This window comes from Hymenobacter monticola, from assembly GCF_022811645.1.
GTDB lineage: Bacteria > Bacteroidota > Bacteroidia > Cytophagales > Hymenobacteraceae > Hymenobacter > Hymenobacter monticola.
In genome coordinates this window covers 11,741-38,296 of record NZ_CP094536.1, presented here as the reverse complement: position 1 = coordinate 38,296, position 26,556 = coordinate 11,741, and the positions used below count along the sequence as shown (strand labels likewise).

The 26,556-nt window shown below is 63.8% G+C and carries 31 protein-coding genes; 20 read left to right on the top strand and 11 right to left on the bottom strand.

Annotated features, from left to right (window positions below; all coding sequences use genetic code 11):
* The first annotated feature begins 161 nt into the window (after positions 1-161).
* From MTP16_RS24300 to MTP16_RS24285, 4 genes are all read left to right on the top strand, one after another.
* Entirely contained in the window at positions 162-1,091 is a 930-nt protein-coding gene (locus MTP16_RS24300; RefSeq protein ID WP_196956759.1) for a replication initiation protein, read from the top strand.
* Positions 1,092-1,254: 163 nt separating this feature from the next.
* Positions 1,255-1,647, top strand: a complete 393-nt coding sequence (locus tag MTP16_RS24295; protein WP_243520654.1) for a metal-sensing transcriptional repressor — start codon at positions 1,255-1,257, stop codon at positions 1,645-1,647.
* Positions 1,648-1,710: 63 nt separating this feature from the next.
* Entirely contained in the window at positions 1,711-1,983 is a 273-nt protein-coding gene (locus MTP16_RS24290) for a glutaredoxin (RefSeq protein ID WP_243520652.1), read from the top strand.
* Positions 1,984-2,068: 85 nt separating this feature from the next.
* A complete protein-coding gene (locus MTP16_RS24285; protein ID WP_243520650.1) occupies positions 2,069-2,272 on the top strand; it encodes a hypothetical protein in 204 nt (67 codons plus the stop codon).
* 79 nt (positions 2,273-2,351) lie between these two features.
* Here the strand turns inward: MTP16_RS24285 and MTP16_RS24280 are convergent, their stop codons facing one another.
* Positions 2,352-2,657, bottom strand: coding sequence for a hypothetical protein (locus MTP16_RS24280; RefSeq protein ID WP_243520647.1), 306 nt, complete (start codon positions 2,655-2,657; stop codon positions 2,352-2,354).
* 280 nt (positions 2,658-2,937) lie between these two features.
* Here MTP16_RS24280 and MTP16_RS24275 point away from each other — a divergent pair, with 280 nt between their 5' ends.
* From MTP16_RS24275 to MTP16_RS24245, 7 genes are all read left to right on the top strand, one after another.
* Complete coding sequence (locus MTP16_RS24275; RefSeq protein ID WP_243520645.1) at positions 2,938-3,267, top strand: DUF6660 family protein; 330 nt, start codon at positions 2,938-2,940, stop codon at positions 3,265-3,267.
* Positions 3,268-3,465: 198 nt separating this feature from the next.
* Complete coding sequence (locus MTP16_RS24270; protein ID WP_243520643.1) at positions 3,466-7,869, top strand: CusA/CzcA family heavy metal efflux RND transporter; 4,404 nt, start codon at positions 3,466-3,468, stop codon at positions 7,867-7,869.
* Positions 7,870-7,893: 24 nt separating this feature from the next.
* A complete protein-coding gene (locus MTP16_RS24265) occupies positions 7,894-9,075 on the top strand; it encodes an efflux RND transporter periplasmic adaptor subunit (RefSeq protein ID WP_243520640.1) in 1,182 nt (393 codons plus the stop codon).
* Positions 9,076-9,127: 52 nt separating this feature from the next.
* Positions 9,128-9,457: a YnfA family protein gene (locus MTP16_RS24260; protein ID WP_243520638.1), complete on the top strand. Its 330-nt coding sequence runs from the start codon at positions 9,128-9,130 to the stop codon at positions 9,455-9,457.
* A gap of 8 nt (positions 9,458-9,465) precedes the next feature.
* Positions 9,466-10,080: a hypothetical protein gene (locus tag MTP16_RS24255; protein ID WP_243520636.1), complete on the top strand. Its 615-nt coding sequence runs from the start codon at positions 9,466-9,468 to the stop codon at positions 10,078-10,080.
* Positions 10,081-10,129: 49 nt separating this feature from the next.
* Positions 10,130-12,382, top strand: a complete 2,253-nt coding sequence (locus MTP16_RS24250) for a heavy metal translocating P-type ATPase (RefSeq protein ID WP_243520634.1) — start codon at positions 10,130-10,132, stop codon at positions 12,380-12,382.
* Positions 12,379-13,275: a cation diffusion facilitator family transporter gene (locus MTP16_RS24245; protein ID WP_243520632.1), complete on the top strand. Its 897-nt coding sequence runs from the start codon at positions 12,379-12,381 to the stop codon at positions 13,273-13,275. Before MTP16_RS24250 ends, MTP16_RS24245 begins: the two co-directional genes overlap by 4 nt.
* A gap of 283 nt (positions 13,276-13,558) precedes the next feature.
* Here the strand turns inward: MTP16_RS24245 and MTP16_RS24240 are convergent, their stop codons facing one another.
* Positions 13,559-14,203 carry a hypothetical protein gene (locus MTP16_RS24240; protein WP_243520630.1) on the bottom strand — a complete coding sequence of 215 codons (645 nt, stop codon included), beginning with the start codon at positions 14,201-14,203 and terminating at the stop codon, positions 13,559-13,561.
* 104 nt (positions 14,204-14,307) lie between these two features.
* Between MTP16_RS24240 and MTP16_RS24235 the strand changes: the two genes are divergently transcribed.
* From MTP16_RS24235 to MTP16_RS24195, 9 genes are all read left to right on the top strand, one after another.
* Positions 14,308-14,658 (top strand): ArsR/SmtB family transcription factor, encoded by a 351-nt coding sequence (locus MTP16_RS24235; RefSeq protein ID WP_243520628.1) that lies wholly within the window; start codon positions 14,308-14,310, stop codon positions 14,656-14,658.
* Between the two features lie 29 nt (positions 14,659-14,687).
* Positions 14,688-15,146 carry a DUF6428 family protein gene (locus MTP16_RS24230; protein WP_243520626.1) on the top strand — a complete coding sequence of 153 codons (459 nt, stop codon included), beginning with the start codon at positions 14,688-14,690 and terminating at the stop codon, positions 15,144-15,146.
* Positions 15,147-15,221: 75 nt separating this feature from the next.
* On the top strand, positions 15,222-15,995 hold the full coding sequence (locus MTP16_RS24225) for a metallophosphoesterase family protein (RefSeq protein WP_243520624.1): 774 nt from the start codon (positions 15,222-15,224) through the stop codon (positions 15,993-15,995).
* A 35-nt stretch (positions 15,996-16,030) separates the two neighbouring features.
* Entirely contained in the window at positions 16,031-16,474 is a 444-nt protein-coding gene (locus MTP16_RS24220; RefSeq protein WP_243520622.1) for a DMT family transporter, read from the top strand.
* Positions 16,475-16,504: 30 nt separating this feature from the next.
* On the top strand, positions 16,505-17,068 hold the full coding sequence (locus MTP16_RS24215) for a GNAT family N-acetyltransferase (RefSeq protein WP_243520620.1): 564 nt from the start codon (positions 16,505-16,507) through the stop codon (positions 17,066-17,068).
* Complete coding sequence (gene arsB, locus MTP16_RS24210; protein ID WP_315999702.1) at positions 17,055-18,164, top strand: ACR3 family arsenite efflux transporter; 1,110 nt, start codon at positions 17,055-17,057, stop codon at positions 18,162-18,164. Before MTP16_RS24215 ends, arsB begins: the two co-directional genes overlap by 14 nt.
* 27 nt (positions 18,165-18,191) lie before the next feature.
* Complete coding sequence (locus MTP16_RS24205) at positions 18,192-18,623, top strand: arsenate reductase ArsC (protein ID WP_243520618.1); 432 nt, start codon at positions 18,192-18,194, stop codon at positions 18,621-18,623.
* A gap of 128 nt (positions 18,624-18,751) precedes the next feature.
* The gene (locus MTP16_RS24200) at positions 18,752-19,219 is read left to right on the top strand and encodes a hypothetical protein (RefSeq protein WP_243520616.1); all 468 of its coding nucleotides are present in this window, start codon (positions 18,752-18,754) and stop codon (positions 19,217-19,219) included.
* A 59-nt stretch (positions 19,220-19,278) separates the two neighbouring features.
* The gene (locus tag MTP16_RS24195; RefSeq protein ID WP_243520614.1) at positions 19,279-20,346 is read left to right on the top strand and encodes an ArsO family NAD(P)H-dependent flavin-containing monooxygenase; all 1,068 of its coding nucleotides are present in this window, start codon (positions 19,279-19,281) and stop codon (positions 20,344-20,346) included.
* Here the strand turns inward: MTP16_RS24195 and MTP16_RS24190 are convergent.
* From MTP16_RS24190 to MTP16_RS24150, 9 genes are all read right to left on the bottom strand, one after another.
* The gene (locus tag MTP16_RS24190) at positions 20,314-20,640 is read right to left on the bottom strand and encodes an ArsR/SmtB family transcription factor (protein WP_243520612.1); all 327 of its coding nucleotides are present in this window, start codon (positions 20,638-20,640) and stop codon (positions 20,314-20,316) included. The genes MTP16_RS24195 and MTP16_RS24190 overlap by 33 nt on opposite strands.
* Before the next feature lie 7 nt (positions 20,641-20,647).
* Complete coding sequence (locus MTP16_RS24185) at positions 20,648-20,893, bottom strand: GDCCVxC domain-containing (seleno)protein (RefSeq protein ID WP_243520610.1); 246 nt, start codon at positions 20,891-20,893, stop codon at positions 20,648-20,650.
* A 12-nt stretch (positions 20,894-20,905) separates the two neighbouring features.
* Entirely contained in the window at positions 20,906-21,535 is a 630-nt protein-coding gene (gene merTP / locus MTP16_RS24180) for a mercuric transport protein MerTP (RefSeq protein WP_243520608.1), read from the bottom strand.
* Positions 21,532-21,909 carry an ArsR/SmtB family transcription factor gene (locus MTP16_RS24175; RefSeq protein WP_243520605.1) on the bottom strand — a complete coding sequence of 126 codons (378 nt, stop codon included), beginning with the start codon at positions 21,907-21,909 and terminating at the stop codon, positions 21,532-21,534. Before MTP16_RS24175 ends, merTP begins: the two co-directional genes overlap by 4 nt.
* 123 nt (positions 21,910-22,032) lie before the next feature.
* Complete coding sequence (locus tag MTP16_RS24170) at positions 22,033-22,230, bottom strand: hypothetical protein (protein ID WP_243520603.1); 198 nt, start codon at positions 22,228-22,230, stop codon at positions 22,033-22,035.
* 38 nt (positions 22,231-22,268) lie between these two features.
* Positions 22,269-22,580, bottom strand: coding sequence for a hypothetical protein (locus tag MTP16_RS24165; protein WP_243520601.1), 312 nt, complete (start codon positions 22,578-22,580; stop codon positions 22,269-22,271).
* Between the two features lie 35 nt (positions 22,581-22,615).
* Positions 22,616-23,956: a Fic/DOC family protein gene (locus MTP16_RS24160; protein WP_243520599.1), complete on the bottom strand. Its 1,341-nt coding sequence runs from the start codon at positions 23,954-23,956 to the stop codon at positions 22,616-22,618.
* Between the two features lie 91 nt (positions 23,957-24,047).
* Positions 24,048-24,305: a hypothetical protein gene (locus tag MTP16_RS24155; RefSeq protein WP_243520597.1), complete on the bottom strand. Its 258-nt coding sequence runs from the start codon at positions 24,303-24,305 to the stop codon at positions 24,048-24,050.
* A gap of 76 nt (positions 24,306-24,381) precedes the next feature.
* Positions 24,382-26,520: a TraM recognition domain-containing protein gene (locus MTP16_RS24150; RefSeq protein ID WP_243520595.1), complete on the bottom strand. Its 2,139-nt coding sequence runs from the start codon at positions 26,518-26,520 to the stop codon at positions 24,382-24,384.
* Between the last annotated feature and the right edge of the window lie 36 nt (positions 26,521-26,556).

Sequence of the window (26,556 nt, the reverse complement as noted above, 5' to 3'; positions counted from 1 at the left end):
AACTCGCGGTCAGCTAACTAATAGGTTTTATAAGTCTAATTAATAGCTTTTATAAGCCACCGAGACTGGCACCTTGCCGCTTACTCATAGATTCAGGATTTGGCTCTATTAGTTTCCGATTTAAGCCGTATGTTTGCTTTGTATCACCACAGTAGCTGCGTATGGCCGCGCCCGAATCCACCGTCCCGATAGAAATTCGGCAGCATAATGCGCTGACGACGGCCCGCTACGAGATGAGTGCCTGCGAGATGGACATCGTATTTTCGCTGCTTTCCAAGCTCACCAAGCAGGATAAGGCCGGTACCATTTATGAAATCCGGGTGCAGGAGCTCATGGAGATGACGGGCCGGACCTGGAACTACAAGCAGCTGCTCGAATCCACCGAGAACCTCAACAGCCGCGTCTACCACATCGAGACCGGCAAAACCCTGCTGCAGGTGAGCCTACTGGCTTCGGCCCTGTACCGCAAGGGTGAGGGCACTATCGAGCTGGAGATATCCGAGCGCATGCGGCCCTTCCTGATTGACCTGAAGAGCAACTTCACGTCTTACCGCCTACAGGCGGCTTTCAGCCTGTCGAGCAAGTATGCCAAGCGCATCTACCAGTTGGCCTCGCAGTGGAAGGACATCGGGGAAACCAAGACCTACTCCCTGGATGAGTTCAAGGGCATGCTCAAGCTCAAGGACCCGGCGGGTAAAGAGCCCGAGCAGTACGCCCAGATTTCCTCGCTGCAGAAGTACGTGCTCGACGTGGCCACGACGCAGATAAACGAGCACACCGACCTGCGCATCAAGTACGAGCTGCTGAAGAAGGGACGCTCCTTCCAAAGCATTAAGTTCTACGTCAACACCCAGGTGCCGCAGCAGCTGCCCATCCCCTTCGAGCTGGAGGCCGATGATGCCAAGGTGCAGCTGGCCCGCAAGCACCTTGAAACCCTGGGCGTTCAGGAGCCCAAGCTGGTGCAGGACATTTTGCAGTCTCCTAAGCACGTGGATGCTTTGTTTGCCTTCATCTACAAGCTGAAGACCGATAAAATTAAGGCCACCAAGAATCCCGGGGGCCTGTTCCTGAAAATGCAGGGCCTGCGATAGACGCGAAACTGCCCGACGGAAAGTACGCCTGCACCAGCGTGCTGAAGACCGCAAGCCCGCTCATGATGCTGCATTCCACATCTCAGAGCAACTGCAGAATTTACTGAATTTCTGCTTGACCGACACCCCGGGCGGCTCCGTTATTGCGGAAAACCATAGCTCTATGCTCCCCAAAGACCTTACCCGCGACCTGAAAAGCCGCCTGAACATGCTCGCCGGCCAGCTGCAGGGCATCGGCAAAATGCTGGACGCGGAAAACATCGAGCCCGACCAGGTGCTGGTGCAGTTTAAGGCCGTGACTAACGGGTTGAGTAGCGCTGAGCACCTGCTGCTGGACGAAGTGTTCCGCAAGGGCCTGGCCTTGCAAATCGTGGACGTGGTGGGGGCCTGCCCCGGCGACTGCCAGGACGCCGGGCGCATTGAGGAGCTGCGGCAGCAGTTTCCTACCCTCAGCGAAGGCGAGTTAACGCAGAAAATGCAGGAGTTGCGCGAGATTGGCGGGCGGCTGGAGCAGCACAACGCGGGCCGGGATAAAATAAGCGAGGAAAAAGCTTGACGGACACCCGGGGGTTGAGCGGAGCTTTGCCTCGTTGTTTTTGATAAACCTATTCCCTGCCCCATGAAGCGCATCGTAGAAGTATTTACCGCTGGCTGCCCGCTGTGCAGTCCCGTGGTGGAATTGGTGAAAAGCACGGCCTGCAGCAGCTGCGACGTCATCACCCACAACCTCACCGAAACCGAGGCCGGCAACCCTGCTCTGCGCCGGGCCCGGCTGCTGGGCGTGCAATCCCTGCCCGCCGTGGCCGTGAACGGCACCCTGCTTGCCTGCTGCCAGGGCGCCGGCATCACCAAAGAAGCATTAGCAGCCGCCGGCATCGGCCAAGCGGCCTAGCCCTTCGCTTATTGCAGGGCACGGCCTGCGTATCTTCATCAACCCGGTTGCCGTACCCGGCCGGCTCACCCCAATTCTTTGTTGTATGAAACGCAAAATGATGATGTTCGGCGCTGCGGCGCTGCTCTCCGGCGGGGCCCTGTTCGGCTTCACCAACCCGGCTGCCACGACTGCGGCCGACTGCCCCTTGAAAGGCACCCCCGAGTGCCCCCTGGTGAAAAACTGCCCGGATAAAGGCACGGCCGCCTGCACCCTAGCCGGCGTACCCGCTTGCTGCGCGAAAAAGTAAGCACAACACGCCTGCACAAAGGCCGGTCCCTATCAGTAGACCGGCCTTTTTTGTGACTTCACGGCGCGGCACCTCGTGCTCAGGCCAGCAGGTAACATGAGAAAAGGGACGTACTGGTCCGAATCAACCCTTCTATTTCGGCCTCGGTGTAGCGGCGGCCGGTGGAATAAGCCTCGGCCAGCAGGGGTGGGATGTGCACGATGTTTACCGTGTAGCAGCCTTTGCGATTATGCGCGTAGGCCGGCACGGGCGGCGGCACGGCAAAGCAGTCGTTGTGCGCCAGCACATCTACCCGCATCACTTCCACGGCCATCAGGGTGCCGGTCGCGTTCAGCAGCTTCCGGCCGGTGGGCGTGAACCGAACCGGGTCCCCACAGCCGTTCAAAACTTGCTCGAGGTGCCGGATGACTGGCCTTGGTTAAAAGTTCGGTACAAAGGTTAAACGAGCAAGTTAACTAGCACCAACAACGGAAGGCAAAAAGGCTTTCTTGCAGGACTTCGCGCTGGGAAAATGCCCTGACCGCTTTTCAGCAAACAAGGAGTACCCGCCCGGAACTTCACCCGGGGGCAGCCCTACCGGGCTAGTTGTTCGGTCGGGGAACCTTCACCGGACTTTAGCGGTAAAAGCAGCTCCGGCCCCCGGGATTCACTACCTTTGCCGCTTCATGCGCCTGCTCAGCCTGTTTTTCGCCTGCTACTTCGCGTTCCTCTCCTGCATGACCTGCACGGACGAGGTAGCCGTGTGCCAGGACCAGGCCCAGACAACGGTGGCAGCGGCTACGCATTCGGACTGCAGCTCCGACGCCTTGGGTGACTGGTGTTCGCCGCTCTGCCAGTGCCACTGCTGCGGCGGGGTGGTGGTTACACTGCCAGGCATGGCCGTAGCTGCTTACCCCCAGTTGGTGGAGTGGGGCACCAGCCCCCAGCACGGCCGGCTGATAGTGGGTGCCCCGACGCGGGCCCTCGGTTCTGTGTGGCAGCCGCCCCAGGCCTAATACTTTCCTCTTTTTCCTGCTAACCACCCTGTCCGGGCGGCCTGCTTCCTTGTGGAGCCGGCTGGTCGGAGCTTGCTAACGCGTGGCGTTGGCCCCAGAAGTGCGTTCCATCCCCGCCGTTCCCGCGCTCAGTAGCCGGAACCGCCGGGTGAGCAGGCTATTCACTGAAAGTGTTAGACCTAACCCCCACAGCAACGGATGTTTGACCGGCTGATTCATTTTTCCATTCACAACAAGCTCATTATCGGGATTCTGACCCTGGCCCTGGTGGCCTGGGGCAGCTACTCGTTGAGCCGGCTGCCGATTGACGCGGTGCCCGATATTACCACCAACCAGATTGTCGTTTATACGGTGGCTCCTTCGCTGGCTGCCAGCGACATTGAGCGCCTCGTGTCCTTCCCCGTCGAGCAGAGCCTGGCTACCATTCCCGGCCGGGAGGAAGTGCGCTCCTTTTCCCGCTTTGGCCTCTCGGTGGTTACCATCGTCTTCGAGGATAAAGTTGACATTTACTGGGCCCGCCAGCAGGTCGGGGAGCGCCTGCGCGAAGCCGAAAGCCAAATCCCGGCCAGCATCGGCCGGCCCGAAATGGCTCCGGTCAGTACTGGTCTGGGCGAAGTCTACCAGTACCTGGTACGCGCCAAGCCCGGCTTCGAGAAGAAGTACGACGCCCGCGAGCTGCGCACGATTCAGGACTGGATAGTGCGCCGGCAGCTGCTGGGCACCCCCGGCGTGGCCGACGTGGCCAGCTTCGGCGGCCAGCTCAAGCAGTTTGAAATCCGGCTGGACCCGACCCGCCTGCGCTCGTTGAACGTCACCACGGAACAGGTATATCAGGCCGTTTCGCGCAACAACCAGAACGCGGGCGGCGCTTACCTCGACCAGAAGCCCACGGCCTACTTTATCCGCACCGAAGGGCTGGCTGAAAACGCCGCCGACCTGGGCAACATCGTGGTGCGCAGCACGGCGGGCGGTATGCCGGTGCTGGTGCGCGACGTGGCCGACGTGCGCCCGGGCTCGGCCGTGCGCTACGGGGCCATGACCCGCAACGGGGAGGGCGAAGTGACCGGCGGCATCGTGCTCATGCTGAAAGGAGCCAACGCCAACGACGTGATTAAGGACGTGAAAACCCGGATGCTGACGGTGGAGAAATCCTTACCGGAGGGCGTGGCCATCGACGTGTACCTGGACCGCTCCGAGTTGGTAGGCCGCGCTATCGGCACGGTGAAAACCAACCTGATTGAGGGCGCTTTGATTGTGCTGTTCGTACTGGTGCTGTTTCTGGGCAACTGGCGGGCCGGGCTGGTAGTAGCCTCCGTTATTCCGCTGGCCATGCTGTTTGCCATCAGCATGATGCGCCTGTTCGGCGTGTCGGGCAACCTGCTCAGCCTGGGAGCCATCGACTTCGGGCTGGTCGTGGACGGGGCCGTGATTATCGTCGAAGCCATCGTGCACCGCCTGCACGGCGGGCAGCTGCGGGTCCCGGGCAACCGGCTCAGCACCGAGCAGATGAACGAGGAAACCTACCACGCGGCCAGTAAAATCCGCTCCTCGGCCGCCTTTGGCGAAATCATCATCCTGATTGTGTACCTGCCTCTGCTGGCGCTGGTGGGCATTGAGGGCAAGATGTTCCGGCCGATGGCCCAGACCGTGGCCTTCGCCATTATCGGGGCGTTCATCCTGAGTCTGACCTACGTGCCCATGATGTCGGCCCTGGCCTTGAGCCGCTCGACGGAAGTGAAGCGCAACTTCTCCGACCGGATGATGAGTTGGCTCGAAGCCCGTTACCGCCCGGTGCTGGAATGGGCGCTGCGCCGCAAAGCGGTGGTACTGACCTCGGCCGTGGCCCTGTTCGTCGGGGCGCTGCTGCTGTTCCGCACCCTGGGCGGGGAGTTTATCCCGCAGCTGGCCGAAGGAGATTTTGCCATTGAACTGCGCACGCTCACCGGCTCCTCCTTGAGCTACACCGTGGACCGGAGCCTGCAGGCCGGAACAATCCTGCAGAAGCAGTTTCCCGAAGTCAAGGAGGTGGTGGCCAAAATCGGGGCGGCCGAGATACCCACCGACCCCATGCCTGTGGAAGCGGCCGACGTGATGGTTATCCTAGAAAAAGACCAGGGCAAGTGGACTTCCGCCAAAACGCAGGAAGAGCTGGCCGGCAAGATGGCCGAAGCGCTGAGCGTGATTCCGGGCGTAACCTTCGGCTTTCAGCAGCCTATACAGATGCGTTTCAACGAGCTGATTTCGGGGGCTAAGCAGGATGTGGTCCTGAAAATCTACGGCGAAGACCTCACCCAGCTGGCTTCCTACGCCGAGCGGGCCGCCCGCCTGGTGCGCCAGGTGGAAGGGGCCGAAGACGTGTACGTGGAGCAGGTCACGGGCCTGCCGCAAATCGTGGTCAAGCTCGACCGCAACCGCCTGGCCCGCTTTGGCTTGAATGCGGAGGACGTGAACCGCACGGTGCAAACGGCCTTTGCCGGCCAGACCGCCGGGCAGCTCTTCGAGCAGGAGCGCCGCTTTGATGTGGTGCTGCGCTTGGCTCCGGAGCTGCGCCAGAACATCGGTAACGTGCGCCAGCTGCTGGTGGCCACGCCCACCGGCGAGCAGATTCCCCTGGAGCAGGTTGCCACGGTGGAGCTGCAAGAAGGCCCCAACCAGATTCAGCGCGACGACGCCAAGCGCCGCATCACGGTGGCCTTCAACGTGCGGGGCCGCGACGTGGAAAGCGTTGTGACCGAGCTGCAGGGCAAAGTGGACCGGCAGCTGAAGTTCGCGCCCGGCTACTACACCACCTACGGCGGCCAGTTCGAGAACCTGCGCCAGGCCTCCGAGCGGCTCAGCATTGCCGTGCCGGTGGCCCTGCTACTGATTTTCGTGCTCCTGTTTTTCACCTTCAAGTCACTGAAACAGTCAGTGCTCATTTTCACGGCCATTCCATTGTCGGCCATCGGCGGGGTGCTGGCCCTGTGGCTGCGGGGCATGCCCTTCAGCATCTCGGCCGGCGTGGGCTTCATTGCCCTCTTCGGGGTGGCCGTGCTCAACGGCATCGTGCTCATCGGCTACTTCAACCAACTCAAAGAGGAAGGCCACACCGACCTTTACCGGCGCATTCTGGAAGGCACGCAGGTACGCCTGCGGCCGGTGCTGATGACGGCTACCGTGGCCTCATTGGGCTTCCTGCCAATGGCCCTGTCGCAGTCAGCGGGGGCCGAAGTGCAGCGCCCGCTGGCCACCGTCGTCATCGGCGGGCTGGTAACGGCCACGCTGCTCACCCTGCTGGTGCTGCCGGTGCTCTACGCCCTGTCCGAGCGCAAGTCCGAACCGAAGGGAGAAGAGAAGCCGCGGCCGACGGCTGCCGTACCGGTTTCGGTGCTGCTGCTCGTGCTGGGGGGCTTGCTTGCCGCCGTGCCCGCCCGGGCGCAGGGTGCGCTTACCGCCACCCAGGCCGTAGGGCAGGCGTTGCAGGCCAACGGCACGGTGCAGGCGGCCCAACGCTCCCTGGAAGCCCAACAGGCCCTGCGCCGAACTTCCTTTGACGTAGGCCGCACCACGATTCTGGGCACCTACGGGCAAGTCAACTCCCCGCTGTCCGACAACGTGTTTAGCATCGGCCAGTCGCTGGCGTTGCCGGGCTACTACAAAGCCCAGGCGGGGTTGAGCCAGGCCCAGATTGGGGGCCGGGAGCAGCAGTTGGCGCAAGTGCAGGCCGAGCTGCGCCGGCAGGTGCGCCTGAGCTACGAGCGGGCCGTACACGCCCGCCACCGGCTGCGCACGCTGCGCGGGCAGGACAGCATCTACACCGAATTCCTGCGCGCCGCGCAGCTGCGCTTCAAAGCCGGGGAAGTCGCCCGCCTGGAGCCGGCCAACGCCCTGATTCAGCAGGGAGAGACGCAAAACCTGCTCACCCAGGCCCGGGCCGACTACGCCATTGCCCAGCGCCAGCTACAGGCCCTGCTGCAAACCACGCAGCCGGTCGCCATTGCCGATAGTATCCTGCGCCTGCTGCCTGCCTCCGGAGCCGCGGCTGACACGTCGGTACTGGCCGCTACGCCCCAAGCCCGGGTATTGCAGCAGCAGATTGCCGAGCGCCGGGCCGAAACCCGCGTGGAGCAGGCCCAAGGGCTGCCGCAAGTGACGGTGGGCTATACCAATCAGTCGCTGCGGGGCACCTACGAGGTGGACGGGCAGGCTACGACCTACGGCACCGGCGACCGGTTCCAGAGCGTGCAGGCCGGGGTGGCCATTCCGCTGCTGCGCGGCCCGCAGAAGGCACGGGTACAGGCGGCCAAATTGCAGGAGCAGGTTGCTACGACGACGTATCAGCGCTACCAGGCCGAAGCCGCCGCCCAGCTCGATGAGCTGCGCCTACGCCTGCTGGAGCAGCAGCGCCGGGTGCAGTTCTACGAGCAAACCGGCCTGCCCCAGGCGGCCGTTATCGTGCGCCTGAGCCAACTGGCCTATAAAGCTGGTGAAACCACCTATTCCGAGTTGCTGCTGAACCTGGAACGCGCCCTGACTGTGCGCACGGCCTACCTCGATGCCGTGCTGGCGCACAACCAAACCGCCATTGACCTGGACTACCTGCTGGGCACAGCAGCCCAGTAATTTCTTCCCCCTGACCTGAATCCCATGAATAAGATTGCATCCCTGGTGCTGCTGCTAGGCCTGACCCTGGCCGGCTGCGGTGCCGATAAGAAAGAAGAGGCGGACGCGGAAACCGCCGCCACCGAAGGCAAGGAAGCCGGCGGTGAAGCGGAAGGCGAAGATGCTTCCGATGTCGTGACCCTCTCCGTGGCCGAGCAGCAGGCCGCCGGCCTGAAAACCGCCCGTCTGGCCGACCGGCCCATGGGCGCGGGCCTGGCCGTGACCGGCACGCTGGACGTGCCCCCGGAAAGCGCCGTGTCCATCACAGCCCCACTGGGCGGCTTCGTGGACAACACCGAATTGCTGCAAGGAGCCCGCGTACGCAAGGGCGAAGTGTTGGCCACCATCCGCAACCCGGAGTTTGTGACGTTGCAGCAAGACTACCTCGAAACCCGCGCCCGCCTGGAATACGCCCGCACCGAACTGGCCCGCCAGAAAGAGCTGTATGAGCAGGAGGTAGCACCCCAGAAAAACTACCAGCGTGCCCAGGCCGACTACAACGCCCTGCGCGTGCAGACCAATGCCCAGGCCGCCCGGCTGCGGCTGGCGGGCCTGCCCGTCGGCGGCAAGATGGTCACGACCGCTGCCATTCGCGCCCCCCGGGCCGGCTTCGTGCGGGCCGTGAACGTGACTGTGGGCCAAGCCGTGACGGCCACCGACGCCCTGTTTGAGATTGTAGACCCTGACCACCTGCACGTCGAACTGACGGTGTTCGAGCGCGACGTGGCCCGCGTGCAGAAAGGCCAGCTGATTCGCTTTACTCTGGCCAGCGACTCCACCGGCACCCGCCGGGAGCGCACGGCCCGGGTGTACCTGGTCGGCAAAGCCATTGGCGAAGACCGCACCGTGCGCGTGCACGGCCACCTCGACCAGGAAAACGACCCCACGCTATTGCCCGGACTCTACGTGCGGGCCATGATTGAAACCGGCCGCACCCAGGCCCCCACGCTGCCCGATGCCGCCCTGGTGCGCTTCGAGGGCAAGAATTACGCCTTCGCCGTGGTAGCCGCCGGGCGCTACCGTATGGTGCCCGTGACGCTGGGCCGCAGCGAAGACAGCTTCACGGAAATCACCCTGCCGGAAGGAGTACCGGCCACAAGCAGCTTCGTCACGGATGGGGCTTATTCCCTGCTGGCCAAGATGAAAAACGCCGAGGAAGAGGAATAGCCCCCGGCCGGCAAACGCCGTTCAACCCCATTGTTTCACCGCGACCCAGTTCATGAGCTACCTCCAGCCCTTGTTCCTTTTCTTTATCGCCGGCCTCTGCGAAATCGGCGGCGGCTACCTGATGTGGCAGTGGCTCAAGGCCGACCGTCCGGCCTGGATGGGGCTGCTGGGGGCCGTGCTGCTCGTCGTGTACGGGTGGGTCGCCACCTGGCAGTCCACGTCCTTCGGCAAAACCTACGCCGTGTACGGGGGCGTTTTCGTCGTCATGTCGATTGCCTGGGCCTGGTACTTCGATGGCTTCCGGCCCGACCGGTTCGATGTGCTGGGCGGAACCATCGTGCTGCTGGGACTGGCCGTCATCTTGTTCTGGCCCCGTTCGTAAGCCGTCCTATGCTGGAACTACTCACCGGTGCTTTGGTGCTCAGCCTGCTGCACGCCGCCATTCCCAACCATTGGGCCCCGGTGCTGGCCGTGGCGCGGGCCGAAGGCTGGCCGCTGCGGCGGGCGGTGGGGGTGACGCTGGTGGCCGGACTCGCCCACGTCCTGAGTACCGTGGGTATCGGCTTAGCCCTGGGTTTGCTCGGCTGGCGGCTTTCGGCCCGCTTCGCGCAGTTTGCCGGCTGGGTGGCTCCGCTGCTGCTCATCGGCATCGGGCTGCTCTATGCCTTTTCCGGCACCGGCCACACCCACCCCGACCCCCGGCCCCTCAGCCAGCGCACGCCGCGCCGGCGCGTGGTGCCAGTGTTGGCGGCCACCATGTTTCTGGCCCCCTGCCTGGAAATCCAAACCTTTTTCCTGGCCGCCGGCACCCACGGCCCGGCCGCCCTGGCCCTGCTCATGAGCGTGTACCTGCTGGCCTCCGTGTCGGCCATGTGCGCGCTGGTGGCCCTGGCCCACCGCAGCCTGCAGCGCCTGAACCTCGACGGGCTGGCCCGGCACGAGCGCCGACTGACCGGCGCGGTGCTCGTGCTGGTGGGCGTAGCCGGCTTTTTCGTGGACTGGTAGCCCCTGGCTGACCGCCGCTTTATCCTCTAACCTGACACTTTTTTTTCTTATGCCTGACCCTACTTCCCCCAATACCGACGAAGAGCTGAACACCGCCAAGCAGGTGCAGCTCGAAAACGTGGGCGCCCTCAACCGCGACCAGCTCACGCCTGAAGCCGCCGCCGACCCCGAAGGCCACGACGTACCCGGCCATGACCACGCCGGCCACGACCACCCCGTTGGCAAAAAGGTGGTGGACCTGGCGGGCAAGGCCGTCGACGAGCACGCCGGCCACGACCACGCCAGCGGCGACGACCACGACCACGGCCCGGCCGGCGCGAACCCCTACCTCTGGCCCGGCGTGAGTTTGGCCCTGCTGCTGGGCGGCATCGCCCTTGATTACTACAACGTGGGCTTTTTTACCGGCTACGTGCGCTTGGTCTGGTACGGCGTGGCCTTTCTGCTGGTCGGCTGGAAAGTGCTGAAAGCCGCCGTGCTCAGCATTCCGTCCGGCAACGTGTTCAACGAGTTCCTGCTCATGAGCATTGCCACGCTCGGAGCCTTTGCCATCGGCGAATACCCCGAGGGCGTGGCCGTGATGCTGTTCTACACCGTGGGTGAGCTGTTTCAGGACGCGGCCGTGAACCGCGCCAAGCGCAGCATCCGGGCGCTGCTCGAAATTCAGGCGACGGAGGTAACGGTCGTGCGCGGGGGTCAGTCGCTGGTGCTCGACCCGAAAGCCGTGCAGCTGGGCGACGTGATTGAGGTGCGGCCGGGCGAGAAAGTGGCCCTCGACGGAACGCTGGCCAAAGGCCCGGCCTCGTTCAACACGGCCGCCCTCACCGGCGAGTCGGCTCCGCAAACCAAGCAAACGGGCGAGGTGGTGCTGGCCGGCATGATAAACCAGGAAAGCCTGGTGCAGGTGCTGGTAACAGCCATCTACCAGGATACCAAGCTGGCCAAAATTCTGGCGATGGTGCAGGACGCGGTGGGCCGCAAGGCCAAAACCCAGCAGTTCATCACCAAGTTTGCCAAAATCTACACGCCCATTGTCGTGCTGCTGGCCGTGCTGCTGGTGCTGGTGCCCTACTTCATGGTCGATGACTACGTGTTCCGCACCTGGCTCTACCGGGCCCTGGTGTTTCTGGTTATTTCCTGCCCCTGCGCACTGGTCATCAGCATTCCGCTGGGCTACTTCGGCGGCATCGGCGCGGCCTCGAAAGCGGGTATCCTCTTCAAGGGCTCCAACTTCCTGGACGTAATGCGCGAACTGGACACGGTGGTGATGGACAAAACCGGTACGCTCACCCAGGGCGTATTTGCCGTGCAGCAGGTGCAGCCCGCCCCCGGCATGGACGCGGCCCAGATGCTGCGCCTGGTTGGGGCACTGGAAGTAAAATCCACCCATCCTATCGCCAAGGCCGTGGTGCTGCACGTCGGCGCGGCGGCGGCCGGGGTGCCCGTAGAGAACGTAGAGGAAATCAGCGGCCACGGCCTGCGCGGCCGGGTCGAGGGCCGCGACGTGCTGGCGGGCAACACCAAGCTGCTCACCAAATTCAATGTGGCTTACCCGGCCGAAGTAGACCAGGTGTTCGACAGCATTGTGGTGGCCGCCATTGATGGCCAGTACGCCGGCTACCTGACCGTGGCCGACGCGCCGAAAGCCGACGCCCTGCAAACCGTGCAGGAGTTGCGGGCCGACGGCATTACCAAAATCGTCATGCTCTCCGGCGACAAGGACAGCATCACCCAGCGCGTGGCCAAGGAGTTGGGCATTGACGAGGCCCACGGCGGGCTGCTGCCCGAAGACAAGGCCCGCTACGTGCAGGAGTACAAGGACGCGGGCCGCAAGCTGGCCTTCGTGGGCGACGGCGTGAACGACGCCCCCGTGGTAGCCCTGGCCGACGTGGGCATTGCCATGGGCGGCCTCGGCTCCGACGCCACCATCGAAACAGCCGACGTGGTGATTCAGACCGACCACCCCAGCAAGATTGCCACGGCCCGGCGCATTGCCCGCGCCACGCACTCGGTGGTGTGGCAAAACATCTGGCTGGCCTTCATCGTGAAGGGCATCGTGCTTGTTCTCGGGGCCGGTGGCCTGGCCACCATGTGGGAAGCCGTATTTGCCGACGTGGGGGTGGCTCTGCTGGCAATATTGAACGCGGTGCGCATCCAGCGCATGGACTACACCACGCCGGGCACGGGCAGCACGCCGCCGGCTGTTCCCCCCGCCCCGCAGGTAAAAGAGCACCTGTCAGTGGTCGAGCCCATGCCCCGCGAACTGCGCGAAGGCCCCCACCACCATGCCGGAAACCAGTCATGAGCGAGTCCCACGGCATGAGCGGCAGCGCCGCTTCGCGCAACAAACGCGCCCTGACCATCGTCTTTTTTACGACCCTGTCCTACCTGGTGGCCGAGGTCATCGGCGGCTTCTGGACCGGCAGCCTGGCCCTGCTGGCCGATGCCGGCCACATGCTCACCGATGTGGCCGGGGTGGGGCTGGCCCTGCTCGCCATCCGCTTCGGCGAAAAGCCCGCCACCCCCGAGCGCACCTACGGCTACTACCGCTTCGAGATTCTGGCCGCCCTTACCAACGCGGTGGTGCTGATTCTGATTTCGCTCTATATCCTCTACGAGGCCTATTTCCGCTTCCTGAATCCGCCCAAGGTGGAAAGCACCACCATGATGTGGGTGGCCGGGGTGGGGATGCTGGTCAACCTCTACGGGGTGTACCTGCTGCGCAAAAGCTCGGGCGAAAGCCTGAACATGAAAGGGGCCTACTTCGAGGTGCTCAGCGACCTGCTTACTTCCGTAGGGGTGCTGATTGCCGGCGTCATTATGCTCACCACCAAGTGGTACTACGCCGACCCGCTGCTCTCGGCCGGCATCGGCCTGTTCATTCTGCCCCGCACCTGGGCGCTGCTCAAAGAATCGGTGAACGTGCTGCTGGAAGGCACCCCGGCCGATGTGAACCTGGAAGCCCTGCGCCAAGGCCTGCTGGCCGAGCCGGGCGTGGCGGCCGTGCACGACCTGCACGCCTGGGTACTCACGTCCGGGGTCAACGCCCTCAGCGTCCACGTCGTGTTGGCCGACGGTGCCCAGCACGATGACGTGCTGGCCCGCGCCCATGCCTACGTGACGGGGAAGCACGCCGTGCAGCACGCCACCATTCAGGTGGAGCGCGGCGACTTCGCTAAACACGAAACCCACCTGTAAGAACTGCCTGGCTATTTTTCACCCTTAAGCTGCTCCGGCTCATGTCCGATTCTTCCTAAGACGTTCTCATCATCGACTCCGGCCCCGGCGGCTACACTGCGGCCGCTGTGTGATGGTGCCGCTGATTTTTTGCTGAAATGGGTAATGAGATGTTAGTCTTTGGCCGAGACGCGGGCGTTGACATACCCATCAAGTGGTTGTTCGTTTAACCTTTGTACCAAACTTTTAACCAAGGCCATGACTTGCAGGTAGCTCATGGGATGCACGTGGGGGCCGCCGCAACTTAACGCGTCCGGCTGAGGGGCGCAAGCGGCTGCGTCACATCGAGGGCTACTTGCCCCGCGGCCAGCACCGGCGCGTCCCGCAGCGCGGGGTCCTGGAAGTAAGGCCGGATTTCGATGCGCAGCAGGTGCTGCCCCGGGGCCAGGGCTCTGACGCCGCCATTAGCCAGGAACCGTTCCCACAGCAGCTGACCCCACTCGGCCGCCGCCTCACCGGGCTTTCGCAACGGCTGGGGTAATACCGTCTCGTTAATCTTGACTTCCTGGAAAACCGCATCCGGGGGCAGGTTGGTGAGGTATACTAGTTGCCCGTCGACGTAAAAGCTGAATTGGTAGGTGCCCGTGCGGACCAACTCCTCTAGCGGCAGGCGGGGCGCCAGGCGGTGCAGGGCCTGGGTGAGAGAGGAACCGAGAAAGGCCGTGAAGTACAAGCCGCTTTGGGGAGTTAGGGCGTAGGTGCGCAAACCGATGTAGGCCGCGCCCGGGTAGCCGTCCTCGGGAATGGTGGTGGAACTGAAGAGTATCTGACCGGTGTGGGTCTGATGAAAGCCCGGGGTCGGGCCCTGAAACGGCACCGACGCCCCGGACTGCGCGAACAGGGGCAAGCACCCCAGCAGCGCAAGCAGAATCAGCAAGGGGCTTTTCATGGCAACGAAGCGGCCAGAAGGCGAAGGATAACAAGAAAATAATCTATGTCGCAAACTTACGTCATTTAATGTCGTATATTTGCGACATACTTCACAGCTTCGTTATGACCTACGCCAAGACCGCCGCCTTCACCCAAGAGCAACAGCAGCTGGCCCGCGTGGCCAAGGCCCTGGCGCACCCGGCCCGGGTGGCCATCATCCAGTTCCTGGCTTCCAAGCAAACCTGCATCTCCGGCGACATCGCCGCCGAGCTGCCGCTCTCGCGCACCACCGTCTCGCAGCACCTGCAGGAGCTCAAAGCCCTGGATTTGATTCGTGGCGAGATTGACGGGCTCACCGTCTGCTACTGCCTCAACACCGAGCTGCTCAAGCAAGTCCACCAGCACTTCACCGCCTTTTTCATCGAAGCCACCACCAGCCCGGCCTGCGGACCGGCCGATGCCTGCGGTTGCTAATTCATCTTCCCACTCTAGCCTTTCTGACTATGAAAATCTCCGAAATGAAGCAGACCCTCGCAGGTCTCGAAGCCGTCAATTTCCGCCTGCCTTCGGGCGAGCACCTGCCCGCGCACTTCCACGTGACGGAAGTCGGCTTGGTGAGCAAGCACTTCATCGACTGCGGCGGCGTGGAGCGCAAGGAAACCGTGGCCAACTTCCAACTCTGGGAAGCCGGTGACTACGACCACCGCTTGGCCCCGCAGAAATTCCTGCACATCCTCAACCTGTCGAAAAAGATTCTGGGCAGCGAAGACCTGGACATCGAAGTGGAGTACCAGCAGGCCACCATCGGCAAGTTCGGCCTCACCTTCGACGGCACCGACTTCGTGCTGATGCCGAAGCAGACGGCTTGCCTGGCCCAGGATGCCTGCGGCATCCCCGATGCCCAGCAGTTTGCCCTGCCCCAGCTGCAAATGGCCTGCACGCCCGGCGGCGGGTGCTGCTAAACGCGACCTAAACGGCGCTGCCCTCCCTGGGTGGCGCCGTTTTGCTACCTACTCATCTTACCTCTTCGCCTTCTGATGACAATTGCTTTTTTCTCTGACGTGCACGGCAACCTGCCGGCCCTGGAAGCGGTGCTGGCCGACATGGAGCAGCGCCGGCCCGACATGATTTTCTGCCTGGGCGACCTGGTGGGCTACGCCCCCTGGCCCAACGAGGTGGTCAACGAAGTGCGGCGGCGGGGCATCCCCACACTGGCCGGCAACTACGACCAGGGCATCGGGATGGCCAGCGAAAACTGCGGCTGCGCCTACAAAACGGACACGGAAAAAGACCTGGGCGCCCAGAGTATTGCCTACACCAATCAAGTGGTGGGCCAAGAGGAGCGCCGCTACCTGCGCTACCTGCCCAAGCACATGCGGCTGGACTTTCAGGAGGAGCCCTGCACGCTGAGCCTGCTGATGGTGCACGGCTCGCCGCGCAAAATCAACGAGTACCTGTTCGAGGACCGGCCGGAGAGCAGCTTTTTGCGCATCCTGCAAGAGGCCAACGCCGACATCCTGCTGTTTGGGCACACCCACAAGCCCTACCACCGCACGTTTGCCTACGAGCACGAGGGCGAAACCCGCTACCGGCACGCGCTCAACATCGGCTCAGTGGGCAAGCCCAAGGACGGCGACCCGCGCGCGGCCTACCAACTGCTGCACCTGGACGAGAACACGAAGCTAACGGACCCCAACAGCGTGCGCTCGGAGTTGATTCGTGTGGAATACGACGTGGAAAAGGCCGCGCAGGCGGTGGAAGCCTCGGCGCTGCCCAACGAGTACGCAGACATGTTGCGCAAGGCCTACTAAGGGCCGCGGGCGGCGCTGCTGGTTTTGCTTATGCCATGAAATACCTACCCTTCCTCGTGCTGGTGCTGGCCGGGGCGGCCCTGACCACGCAGTCGGCCGTGAACAGCCAGCTGCGCGGGGGCTTGCAGAGCGTGATGTGGGCCGTGCTGGCCTCTTACCTGGTAGGCACCCTGGCGGCGGCGGCGGTGCTGGCCAGCACCCAGACGCCGCTGCCCACCCTGGCTGCCGTGCAGGGGGTGCGGTGGTACCAGTGGACGGGCGGCGCCTTGGGCATGGTCTACATCGCGGCCATCACCTTTTCCCTGCAACGCGTGGGCGCGGCCCCGCTCTTCACCCTGGTTGTGACCGGGCAGCTGCTCACGGCCCTACTCTTCGACCAACTCGGGCTGCTTGGCCTAACGCGCAATCCCCTCACGTTGAGCCGACTAGCTGGGGCACTGCTGCTTGTCGCCGGGGCCTACTTGCTCAACCGCAAATAAGTCTTTTCACCCCTTTCAACTGACTACCTGATGAAACTGCAACCCCTGACCGCTGCGCACTGGCCCGAGGTGCGCGCCATCTACGAGCAGGGCATTGCCACCGGCAACGCCACGTTCACCACCGCGGCCCCGACCTGGGAGGACTGGGACCTCAGCCATCTGCCCCATAGCCGCCTGGTGGCCGTGGACGCGGGCTACGGCCACACCGGGCAGGTGCTGGGCTGGGCGGCCCTCTCGCCGGTGTCGAGCCGCTGCGTGTACGGCGGCGTGGCCGAAGTCAGCGTGTACGTGGCCGGCGCGGCCCGCGGGCGCGGCGTGGGCCGGCAGCTGCTGGCCGCCCTGGTGGCCGATTCCGAAGCCAACGGCATCTGGACGCTGCAGGCGGGCATCTTTCCCGAGAACACCACCAGCGTGAGCATCCACGCTGGCGAAGGCTTCCGCGAGGTGGGCCGGCGCGAGCGGATTGGTCAGCTGCACGGCGTGTGGCGCGACACCCTGCTGCTGGAGCGCCGCAGCGCCGTGGTGGGCGTGCTACCCACACCCACATCTCCTATCAACGAATCCGAATTATCCTCTACGCATGTCAACGCTTAACCCTTCGGCCCCGCTCGCGGCGCCGGCTCCCGCCGCCCTGGCCGAAAAGAAACTCTCGGGCCTGGACCGGGGCCTCACGCTCTGGATATTCCTGGCTATGGCGCTGGGCGTGGCCCTGGGCCACTTCGTGCCAGGCATGAACGACGCGGTGAACTACTTCTCGGTGGGCACCGTGAACGTGCCGCTCGCCATTGGCCTGATTCTGATGATGTACCCGCCGCTGGCCAAGGTCAAGTACGAAGAACTGCCCAAGGTCTTCAAGAACACGCGCATCATCGGATTGTCCTTGTTCCTGAACTGGATACTGGGCCCGCTGCTCATGTTTTTCCTGGCCATCTGGCTGCTGCCCGACAAGCCTGAGTACATGATGGGCCTGATTCTGATTGGCATTGCGCGTTGCATTGCCATGGTGCTGGTGTGGAACGACTTGGCCGACGGCTCGCGGGAATACGCGGCCGGGCTGGTGGCGCTTAATTCCATTTTTCAGGTGCTGTTCTACTCCCTGCTGGCCTGGCTGTTTATCTCCGTGCTACCGCCCTACTTCGGTCTGAAAGGCTACGAGGTCAATATTGGCATCGGGGACATTGCCCAGAGCGTGCTCATCTACCTGGGCATCCCGTTTGCGGCCGGCTTCCTGTCGCGCACCATCCTGCGCCGGCTGAAAGGCAACGAGTGGTACGAGAAGGTGTACATCCCGGCCATCAGCCCCATCACGCTGATTGCCCTGCTGCTCACCATTGTGGTCATGTTCAGCCTCAAGGGCGAAACCATTGTGCAGGTGCCGCTGGACGTGCTGCGCATTGCCTTGCCGCTGGCTCTGTACTTCGGCATCATGTTCGTGCTCAGCTTCGCCGCAGGCAAGTGGCTGGGGGCGGATTATGCAGAAAATGCTTCCATTGCCTTCACAGCTACCGGTAACAACTTCGAGTTGGCCATTGCGGTAGCCATTGGGGTGTTTGGGCTCAACTCCGGGCAGGCCTTTGCTGGTGTGATTGGGCCGCTGATTGAGGTGCCGGCCCTGATTGCGCTGGTGAACGTGGCTTTCTGGTTCCGGCGCCGCTGGTACGGCGGCAAGAGCGTGACCACGCAAGCGTAATTCTGAAGCATAAACTATCCCCTGACCATGTCTGACAAGAAAAACGTGCTGGTGCTCTGCACCGGCAATTCCTGCCGCAGCCAACTGCTGCACGGCTACCTGGAGCAAGAACTCGGTGACCGGGCCTCGGTATACAGCGCCGGCGTGGAAGTGCACGGCCTCAACCCCCGGGCCGTACAGACCATGGCGGCGGACGGGGTGGACATATCCCACCACACCAGCAACCACATGGACGAGTACGCCCAGGTGCCGTTTGACTACGTGCTGACCGTGTGCGACCACGCCAACGAAGTGTGCCCCGTATTCCCTTCCTCGGCCAAAAAGCTGCACCACAACTTCCCCGACCCGGCCAAAGCCAAAGGCACCGAGGATGAAATCAGGCAGCAGTTTGACAGCGTGCGCGACCAGGTGAAGGCCTACGCCCACGAGTTTGTGCAGCGCGAATTCCAAACTGCCTGATGACTAAGCGCCCGGGTTCTTTGGGAGTCGGTACGCAGTCTACCGCGCTGCTCGGGCTACTTCTCAGCGGCCCGCTGGCCCTGCCCTGTCGAGCGCAAACGGATACCAGCGCCGTGGCTCCCCCCACGATGCCCGCTGCTGCTCCGGCCGTGGTGCTGACCCTGACCGGGGGCCTGGGTGCCCCCTACGGCAACGGGCTGGACGTGGGCTACCGCCTGAGCCGGCGCGTGGATGCCACCGTGGGCGGGGGCTACGACGGAAGCGGCGTGAAGGCCGGGGTTGGCTTGCGGGTCGATATGCTGACCGAACGCAAGGCCACCACGTTTGCGGGCGTCAACCTGGCGTACTCCGGCGGGCAGCAGGAAATCCTGGTGCAGACGGATGAAGACCGTGCGGGTCAACGGGAAACGGCTCGCATTCGCCTGCGTCCCTGCACCGTGGCCCGCCTGCGGGTGGGGGTGCGCTGGCAGCCCACGCCGCGGCTCGCGCTGTTGACGGCGTTGGGCCAAGGCTTGGTGTTGGGCGCCACCCCCGTGCAGTACTTGGATGGGGCTTCCCCGAGCGAAGGCCTGCGGGCGGTTGTGGACCGGCGGTGACCGGACAGCATTGAGGTTTCGTTGGCCGTCGCGGTGCGGCTGCGCCCGTAAGCACGGCGATGGAAGTGGATGTACTCGTGATTGGGGCCGGCCAGAGCGGGCTGGCCGTGGGCTACTACCTGCGGCGGGCGGGCCTGACCTTTGTGCTGCTCGACGACCAAGCCGAACCGGGCGGGGCCTGGCCGCACGGCTGGGATTCGCTGCGGCTGTTCTCGCCGGCCGATGCCAGCTCGCTGCCGGGCTGGCTGATGCCGCGCCCGCTGGACAACGGCTTTCCCGCCCGGGATGCCGTTATTGACTACCTCACGCAGTACGAGCAGCGCTACGCCCTGCCGGTGCGACGGCCTGTGCGGGTGGTCGGGGTGCAGCAGTTAGGAGAAGGCTACGCCGTGCAAACCGATGCCGGGACGTGGCAGGCCCGGGCGGTGGTGTGCGCGACCGGCAGCTGGCGCAACCCCTTCGTGCCGACGTATGCCGGCCAGTCGGATTTTGGCGGTGTGCAGCTACACTCGGCTCACTACCGGGAGGCGGCGCCCTTTGCCGGGCAGCGGGTGCTGGTGGTGGGCGGTGGCAACTCAGGCGCACAAATACTGGCTGAAGTGTCGCGGGTCGCCCAGACGACGTGGGTGACGGAAAAAGAGCCCCGCTTTCTGCCAGACGACGTGGACGGCCGGGTGCTGTTCACCCAAGCAACGCAACGCTATCACGCGCAGGCCGGTCAGGCGCCGGCTCCGCCGCCTTCGCTCGGCGACGTGGTGATGGTGGACTCCGTGAAGGAGGCCCGCGAGCGGAGCGCGCTTGGCAGTGTGCGGCCCTTTGCGCGGTTCACCCGCACGGGCGTGGTGTGGGCCGACGGCCGGGAAGAAGCCGTGGACGCGGTGATTTGGTGCACGGGCTTCCGGCCGGCGCTTTCGTTTATGGAAGGGCTGGACGTGCTGGAGGCCGATGGACGGGTGGCCACTACGGGCACGCGGGCCACCAAGCGGCCGGGTTTGTGGTTGGTTGGGTACGGTAGCTGGACGGGGTTTGCCTCTGCAACGCTTATTGGCGTGGGCCGCTCAGCCCGGGCAACGGCCGAGGAAATTCAAGTTTTCCTAGCCGCTGGCTTGGTCGGCACGCCGGTTTAATTCGGCGAACAACCCGCCGAGTAGTTCCTGCACCCGGGCCCAGCGGGCGGGGTCGAGCTGGTAGCTAGCGCGGGCGCCTTGAGTTTCGGGGCGCACGAGGCCAGCGACGCTCAGCGCCTTCAGGTGCTGCGAAACGGTGCTTTGGGAAAGGGGCAGCACGGCCACCAACCCGCCGCATGTGCAGCAGGTACGGGCTTGCAGCTGGCGCACTATGGCCACCCGCGCCGGGTGACCGAGGGCTTTGGCTAGTGCGGCCAGCTCAGTGGTCGCGTCAGCAAAGGGCGAAGTAGACATAGTGGGCCTAGCAGCAGCCGCAGGCGCCTTTGCCCTGCTCCTGAATGGGCGGGCAGGGCACCGTGCCGTACGAGCAGTAGACGCAGCAATCGCCGGCCAGGGGCTTGAGTACTGTGTGGCAGCTGGTGCACTCGTAAAACCACTGGCAGGCATCGGTGGGCATCTGCTCGGCTTGCGCGTGTTGGCACACCGGGCAAGTGAGTACCGAGGTCAGTTCAGCGGTCGCAGTTGTAGGGGACGTAAGGGGAATCATAGCCGGGAACGGTTAGCGGGATGTGGTGGGGTTCATTACCGAGTAGCCGGTGCCGTTAATGGCTTTCTCTACCTGGGCTGCCGGCGTGACAGCCGGGTTAAAGCGTACCTGGGCTGTGCCCTGGTCGTAGGACACCTGCACGCTCTGCACGCCAGGCAGCTGCTGCACGTCGTGCTCGACGTGGCGAGCGCAGGCCTCGCACGTCATGCCCCCGATGCGATAAGAGCTCGTTTGCCACACCGGAGCCGCAATGGTAGCAGCCACCGGTTTGGGCGCCACCGTTGGGTAGAACCGGGCACCGTAATAGGGAAAGGTTAGCAGCAGCCCGGCTAGTACCGTCACGCTGGCCAGAAAGCCGCGCGACTGCATTAGGGAAGGCTTGACCGGCACGGGGCAGCCGCAGTTGTCGGCCGCCACCGGCGCGGGCCGGAGCTGCTGATACCAGGCAAAGCCAAGCACGCCCACGGTCAGGGCTATCAGGTAGGGACGTAGTGGCTCCAGCCACGAGAAGGTGGAAGCCACGCCGCCCAGCCCTCCCACGATGGCCAGCAGCGGGGTAATGCAGCACAGCGAGGCGGCCAGCGCGGCCACCAGGCCCGTTCCGGCCAGGGACTTGGTGGGAGTGGAAGCGGATTGGCTCATGCTACGGAGGCAGTGAAAGAAGTGGAAACGGATGCAAGCAGGGGCTGCACCAGAGGCCGCAGGGCAGGCGTCAGCGTGTAAAAAACAGTCTGTCCGACTTTGCGGGCTTGCACCACGCCCCCATCTTTGAGCTTACGCAGGTGCTGGGAGATGGCTGACACGTTCATATGCAGCACGTCGGCTAGGTCGCACACGCACAGCTGCTGCTGGTCGAGCAGCAGAAACAGCATCTTCAGGCGGACTTCGTTGCCGGTCAGGGCCAGCACCTGGGCAAGTGCCTCCAAGCCAGCCTCAGCTGCAGCCAGCCGTTGGGTGCTGCGTTCAATGTGCGCAGTATCGGCAAAGACCCGGACGCAAGTGGATTGTGCTTTCATCGTGGTACAAAGATAAGACTTTAGTATTTAAGCAAACGCTAAAGTAATGATGCAGGAAATGCGTGTTCACTCCTTTACCGCTGGCTTCGTCAATCTGTGAGGTGGCAGAATTTCCGATTCAGGTTATTGCGGCGTTTCCAACTGCATCCACGTGCGCCGGGTGCCACAGGCGGTGCATTCCATCAACAACTCCGTGGCATATGCATACCGCTCCAGCACCTCCACGTGGGCGTGTAGCGTCTCCTGCCGGCAGGTGGCACAGGGCAGCAACTCGGTCGCCTCAAGCTGTTCCTGCAGAAACTGGAGTTCATCGTCCTTCATCGGTACCAAGGTAGCCCTATACTTCGGTCAGTTGTGGACTACCCATTCTGCGACTGGTTTTCCCGGACAGCTAAGGCTTCCTTGGCTAGGGCCAGGTTGAGCAGGTACTGCCGGGCCAAGGCAGGATTTACCCGGTGGGCCCATGCCCTCGCCCGACGCGCTTCATCAATGGGACCTTCAGGCAGGCGCGGCGGCAACGGCGCCGGCCAGTGGCAAGCGCCCTGCCGAGAGAATTCCTCAATCGCCGCCAGTAGCGTGAGCGTGCGCTCGGTTTGCTGCGGCCACTGGTCTAGCAACTGCTCCAGCTCCCAGCTGGCAGCTTCGTACTCGGCTTCGATGTATAGATTCATGAACGGGTCGTGAAGAATATGGAAAAAGGGGGTGCTTACCGTTCAAGACCGTCATTCTCCCGGCCCGGCGTCGGTGGGGCCATACTCCGCTGGGCTTGCTGCAAACTGCGCCCGGCACCGCGCAAGGCGGCTGCGTCATCGGCCAGCGCGGGTATCTTCTCCGCCCGAGTCAATGCCTCTCCCACTGCCTGCAGGTTGGCACCGCCCAGATAAGCGGATTTCTCCACGGCCTTGGCTGCCCGCGACAAGGAATCAGCCGGCCCGGGGTAGCCCTGCTCCTCCAATCCCTCGGCCAACCGCTTGGCGGCTTGCACAAACGCGGCCGTTCCCGCAGTCGATGGCCCGGTGGCAGGTAAAGCCGGCGAAGTCCCCAGGGCTTTCATTGGCTCCGGGGGCTGCAAGACCGCCAGCGCGGCCCCGAACCGCGTCGCCTCCCGCTGGGATTGCGGGTCCTGGAAGCGTTTGTCCTGCGCGGCCTCCTGCAGCAGCTGCCGCAATTCGGTTCCGTGCTGGGGCACGCCCGTCTGCGGGTTGCGGTCGATGTCGAGCACCTGGCTCAGTAGGGCGTCGGCGCGCTGGTTGCGGCGGTAGTCCACACCGGCTACCAGCTGCTGCACGGCCGGGGTGGCCGCCACCAACTCGCGGAGCTGCTCTATCTGCCGGACCGCGGGTAAAGGCCCGTCTGCCAAGGCTCGGGCCTGGCTGGGGTGGCGGGCCGCCTCGGCTTCCGGTCCGGGCAGCGGCGTGGTGTTGCGGGCAAACAAGTCACGCAGGGCCTGTAAGTCCTTCTCGCGGTGCGGCGCCCCGTGCAGGCTAACGATGCCCTGGTCCCGGGCGGGGTTGAGTTGCTCGTGCTCCCGGCTAAAGTCAACCCGGTAGCCCCCCTGCTGCGCCAACTCACTGAAAGCAGCTTGCAGCGTGCGCCCGTTGCCCTCGCGGAAGGCGTGCACGTGGTTGTAGTGGTCAAAATAGTAGGCCGCCCGCTCGGCAAACGCGGCCGGGGTAGTCAAGCCCTTGAGATTGTTTTCCTGCTTGAGCTGCTCGCCCAGCGCGTTCAGGCGCTCGTCGATGCGCTCAAAGGGTGCGAAGTGCATGGGACGCTCCATGCCCGGCAGGTCGGCCGCTTTGACTCCTTGAAAAGCACCCTCCCGGCGGGTCTGACCGGCCCACTCAAACGTATCCTGGAACAGGTACTGGTGCGTGGCGCGCAGCCGCGCGGCATCGAAGCTGTCGCCCTGCGGGCCGCGGCCGGCTGCCAACTCCGCAAGCCGGCGCAGGGACAGGCGCTTGGTTTCCCGGTCCAGCTCTTCGGCATCGGTTAGGCCAAGTCGGTTATAAAAAACGCCGGTTTCCGGATTGGTGAAGCGGTCAGTCATAGGCGTGCAGTGCCCAGCGCTCGATAACCGAGAAACGCCGGGGCAAAACCGCGCGGCGCTGGTGGCCGGGCTGAAGTGTCGCGAAGAAGAATTACTTGGTTACCGCGGCGGCAGACGCCTGGCCCGCAATGAACTGAGCGCGGTATTCGTCGTGGCGCGCCCCCACATAGTCCAGGTCAACCAACCCATCTATGTACTGCTCGTGTAGCGCGGCCTGCCACTCAGGCACTTCATAGGGGCCCTGGCTGCGGGTGATGCCCAGCGACTGGCTGATGATGAACTGCCGCTGCTCGCGGGTCTGCTCACGGGGGCCAAACTGCGGGGTCGGATAGGCGGGCGTTTCCATCATGCAAAATACGTAAATGGGAGGAGCTGGAGGCATTTAGTTAACAAGAAACCGGCACTGAAGGTGCCTCAAATGCCGCCTAAAGCATGGGTTCATTGTCCGGCATCTGGCCCGGCTTGAGGGTGTTGGCGTACTGCCCGACAATGCCGGCCACGTCCTCGCGTATCAAGGCAAAGTTGGCCTGAATGACGGCCTGCTGGGCACCGACGACCTCGGCCGCGGGCTGGCTCCCGGCCTGCCGCGCCGCCCGGCGCTGGCTTAGCCAGTCCCGGCTGGGCTCCTCCCCTGCCGGCGCCGCTTCCAGTACCGGTGCCGGACCGCCTTCGAACGTGGCCAAGGGGTGTAGCGGGTAATTACCCGGCGTGGCCTGACGCGCTACCTTCCCCTGAAAAAAGGGCTGCTCCGTTTCCACGGTCTGGCCGATGAATTCGCCGGTTTCGAGCGTGATGGTATCCTGCAGCCGCACCAAGTTGCGCTCCTGCCAGCTCACGCTCTGGTTGCTGCTGCTGCCCGCGCCACGGGCGCCGCCGCTCTGGCTACGGCCCAGGCTGGCTGACACCATTTCCCGGTCCTCCTTGCCCACGAGTTCGGACACGAACTTGGCCGTCTCCAGCGAATTGACCTTGCCGAAAAATTGGTTGTTGAGGTTGCTCACCATCACCTGCATTTTCTCCCGGCCGTAGGCGTCAATCATCTGACTCAGGTCCTGGGTCATGTAAATCATGGCCACCTTGTTGCTGCGCGCCGTGGCCGGTATCACCTCCAGGTTGGGCACGTAGATGGTGGCGGCCTCGTCGAGGAACACGTAGCTCGGGTGCTTGTGCTGCTGGTTCATCAGCTTCAGGGCCACGGCTACGATGCAGCTGATAACCGGCGAGAAGGTTTCCTTGAGCGTGGGGTCGTTGCCCACCACCAGCACCTTGGGGGCTTTCTTGTCGTTCAGCTCCAGGCTAAACCCCTCCCCTCTTGCCTCGTCCGGGGTGAGCACCCAGGCAATTTCCGGCGAGTTGATGCGCGTGAGAACAATCTGCAGCGAGGCAATGACGCCGGCCACCTGCTTCTCGGCCCGCTGCTTGACAGCCGTGGTGATGGAGCGCACCATGTCCCCGCACTCGGGGTCCGAGTCGAGCATGCTCAGCACGTGGGTAAAGTCCGGGTGAAGGGCCGTGTTTACCACGTGGGGCAGGGTGCAGAACGTGGGGAAGTTCTTCTTGTAAAACCAGATGATGGCCGTCAGAAAGGCGTTGGCGCTGGTGTCAAAGAAATCCATCTTTTTGATGCTCTCCGGGTTCAGATTGGCCATGATGGCGCGGGCGTATTCGTTGGCGTACGCCACCACCGGCATCTTGTCGGCCCGCAGGGGGTTCACCCGCTCGCTGCGTTCCAGGTCTTTAAAGTTGATGATGTGCAGCTGCACTTGAGCGGGCTCCTGCCCGGCCGCCCGGGCTTTGGCGTCGGCCAGCACAAAAGCCTTCTGCGCGGCTTCGGCCAGCACCGGAAACTTAAAGTCGTAGATGAGGCCGGCAAAGCCCTTCTCAGTGAACTGCTCAATCAAAGGCTCCCCGATGGAATACGACTTGCCCGCCCCGGCGCCGCCCAGCACCAGCGTGCCCCGGAACGGGTTGGGAATGTTAATCCAGCCCCCATCGGTCGTGGCCAAGCTAAAGCCGTGCTCGGACTGCTGCTGCTGGCGCTCGGTGCGCAGCCCAAACCGCTCCGTCTTGTGCAGGGCCCGTACCACACCCGCAACCAGACCCGCGCCCAGAACCAGCCCGGCCGCCGTGGGGTAGAGCCAAGCAATGATGCCCGCCGAAAACGGGGCCAGGGCCAGCAGCAGCGCCCCGCTGAGTGAGCCCACCCCCGCGGCCGCCAGCTGTACGCGCCGCAGCTGCAGCTGCGTGGGCTGCCAGCGCCGCTGCCCGGGCCGGGCGGGGGGCATTTTCAGCAGCACGGCCAGCAGCCCCCCTCCTACCAGTACCGCACCGCGAACCAGTAGGCCGTAGCGCTGGTAGAAGCGCCCCAGGCCGCTCAGCAGACGGGTTGTAATTGAGGTGCCCAAGCTCGCTTTCGGGCCCGCAGCGGACGCGGCCCCCGCCACCAGGTCCGGGTGGGTCAGCAAGTAGTACTCGCCGCCGGCCAGCACCATCAGGAGGAAGGTCAGGCCGACGTAGAAGCCGGTCAGGCGTTGGTTGCCCGGCTGCCGGGGGGCGCTCATCATGCTCATGCAGGGTTTATCTAAAGGGTAGGATTTGAT

What these genes read in the sequence shown, in the direction of transcription:
- MTP16_RS24195 (WP_243520614.1), top strand. Translation starts at nt 19,279, where the DNA reads ATGGAAGTGGATGTACTCGTGATTGGGGCCGGCCAGAGCGGGCTGGCC.
- MTP16_RS24185 (WP_243520610.1), bottom strand. Translation starts at nt 20,893, where the DNA reads ATGATTCCCCTTACGTCCCCTACAACTGCGACCGCTGAACTGACCTCG.
- MTP16_RS24255 (WP_243520636.1), top strand. Translation starts at nt 9,466, where the DNA reads ATGCTGGAACTACTCACCGGTGCTTTGGTGCTCAGCCTGCTGCACGCC.
- MTP16_RS24205 (WP_243520618.1), top strand. Translation starts at nt 18,192, where the DNA reads ATGTCTGACAAGAAAAACGTGCTGGTGCTCTGCACCGGCAATTCCTGC.
- MTP16_RS24240 (WP_243520630.1), bottom strand. Translation starts at nt 14,203, where the DNA reads ATGAAAAGCCCCTTGCTGATTCTGCTTGCGCTGCTGGGGTGCTTGCCC.
- MTP16_RS24225 (WP_243520624.1), top strand. Translation starts at nt 15,222, where the DNA reads ATGACAATTGCTTTTTTCTCTGACGTGCACGGCAACCTGCCGGCCCTG.
- MTP16_RS24175 (WP_243520605.1), bottom strand. Translation starts at nt 21,909, where the DNA reads ATGAAAGCACAATCCACTTGCGTCCGGGTCTTTGCCGATACTGCGCAC.
- MTP16_RS24155 (WP_243520597.1), bottom strand. Translation starts at nt 24,305, where the DNA reads ATGATGGAAACGCCCGCCTATCCGACCCCGCAGTTTGGCCCCCGTGAG.
- MTP16_RS24295 (WP_243520654.1), top strand. Translation starts at nt 1,255, where the DNA reads ATGCTCCCCAAAGACCTTACCCGCGACCTGAAAAGCCGCCTGAACATG.
- merTP (WP_243520608.1), bottom strand. Translation starts at nt 21,535, where the DNA reads ATGAGCCAATCCGCTTCCACTCCCACCAAGTCCCTGGCCGGAACGGGC.
- MTP16_RS24190 (WP_243520612.1), bottom strand. Translation starts at nt 20,640, where the DNA reads ATGTCTACTTCGCCCTTTGCTGACGCGACCACTGAGCTGGCCGCACTA.
- MTP16_RS24215 (WP_243520620.1), top strand. Translation starts at nt 16,505, where the DNA reads ATGAAACTGCAACCCCTGACCGCTGCGCACTGGCCCGAGGTGCGCGCC.
- MTP16_RS24300 (WP_196956759.1), top strand. Translation starts at nt 162, where the DNA reads ATGGCCGCGCCCGAATCCACCGTCCCGATAGAAATTCGGCAGCATAAT.
- arsB (WP_315999702.1), top strand. Translation starts at nt 17,055, where the DNA reads ATGTCAACGCTTAACCCTTCGGCCCCGCTCGCGGCGCCGGCTCCCGCC.
- MTP16_RS24160 (WP_243520599.1), bottom strand. Translation starts at nt 23,956, where the DNA reads ATGACTGACCGCTTCACCAATCCGGAAACCGGCGTTTTTTATAACCGA.
- MTP16_RS24245 (WP_243520632.1), top strand. Translation starts at nt 12,379, where the DNA reads ATGAGCGAGTCCCACGGCATGAGCGGCAGCGCCGCTTCGCGCAACAAA.
- MTP16_RS24270 (WP_243520643.1), top strand. Translation starts at nt 3,466, where the DNA reads ATGTTTGACCGGCTGATTCATTTTTCCATTCACAACAAGCTCATTATC.
- MTP16_RS24230 (WP_243520626.1), top strand. Translation starts at nt 14,688, where the DNA reads ATGAAAATCTCCGAAATGAAGCAGACCCTCGCAGGTCTCGAAGCCGTC.
- MTP16_RS24265 (WP_243520640.1), top strand. Translation starts at nt 7,894, where the DNA reads ATGAATAAGATTGCATCCCTGGTGCTGCTGCTAGGCCTGACCCTGGCC.
- MTP16_RS24235 (WP_243520628.1), top strand. Translation starts at nt 14,308, where the DNA reads ATGACCTACGCCAAGACCGCCGCCTTCACCCAAGAGCAACAGCAGCTG.
- MTP16_RS24275 (WP_243520645.1), top strand. Translation starts at nt 2,938, where the DNA reads ATGCGCCTGCTCAGCCTGTTTTTCGCCTGCTACTTCGCGTTCCTCTCC.
- MTP16_RS24200 (WP_243520616.1), top strand. Translation starts at nt 18,752, where the DNA reads ATGCCCGCTGCTGCTCCGGCCGTGGTGCTGACCCTGACCGGGGGCCTG.
- MTP16_RS24260 (WP_243520638.1), top strand. Translation starts at nt 9,128, where the DNA reads ATGAGCTACCTCCAGCCCTTGTTCCTTTTCTTTATCGCCGGCCTCTGC.
- MTP16_RS24290 (WP_243520652.1), top strand. Translation starts at nt 1,711, where the DNA reads ATGAAGCGCATCGTAGAAGTATTTACCGCTGGCTGCCCGCTGTGCAGT.
- MTP16_RS24220 (WP_243520622.1), top strand. Translation starts at nt 16,031, where the DNA reads ATGAAATACCTACCCTTCCTCGTGCTGGTGCTGGCCGGGGCGGCCCTG.
- MTP16_RS24165 (WP_243520601.1), bottom strand. Translation starts at nt 22,580, where the DNA reads ATGAATCTATACATCGAAGCCGAGTACGAAGCTGCCAGCTGGGAGCTG.
- MTP16_RS24250 (WP_243520634.1), top strand. Translation starts at nt 10,130, where the DNA reads ATGCCTGACCCTACTTCCCCCAATACCGACGAAGAGCTGAACACCGCC.
- MTP16_RS24170 (WP_243520603.1), bottom strand. Translation starts at nt 22,230, where the DNA reads ATGAAGGACGATGAACTCCAGTTTCTGCAGGAACAGCTTGAGGCGACC.
- MTP16_RS24150 (WP_243520595.1), bottom strand. Translation starts at nt 26,520, where the DNA reads ATGATGAGCGCCCCCCGGCAGCCGGGCAACCAACGCCTGACCGGCTTC.
- MTP16_RS24285 (WP_243520650.1), top strand. Translation starts at nt 2,069, where the DNA reads ATGAAACGCAAAATGATGATGTTCGGCGCTGCGGCGCTGCTCTCCGGC.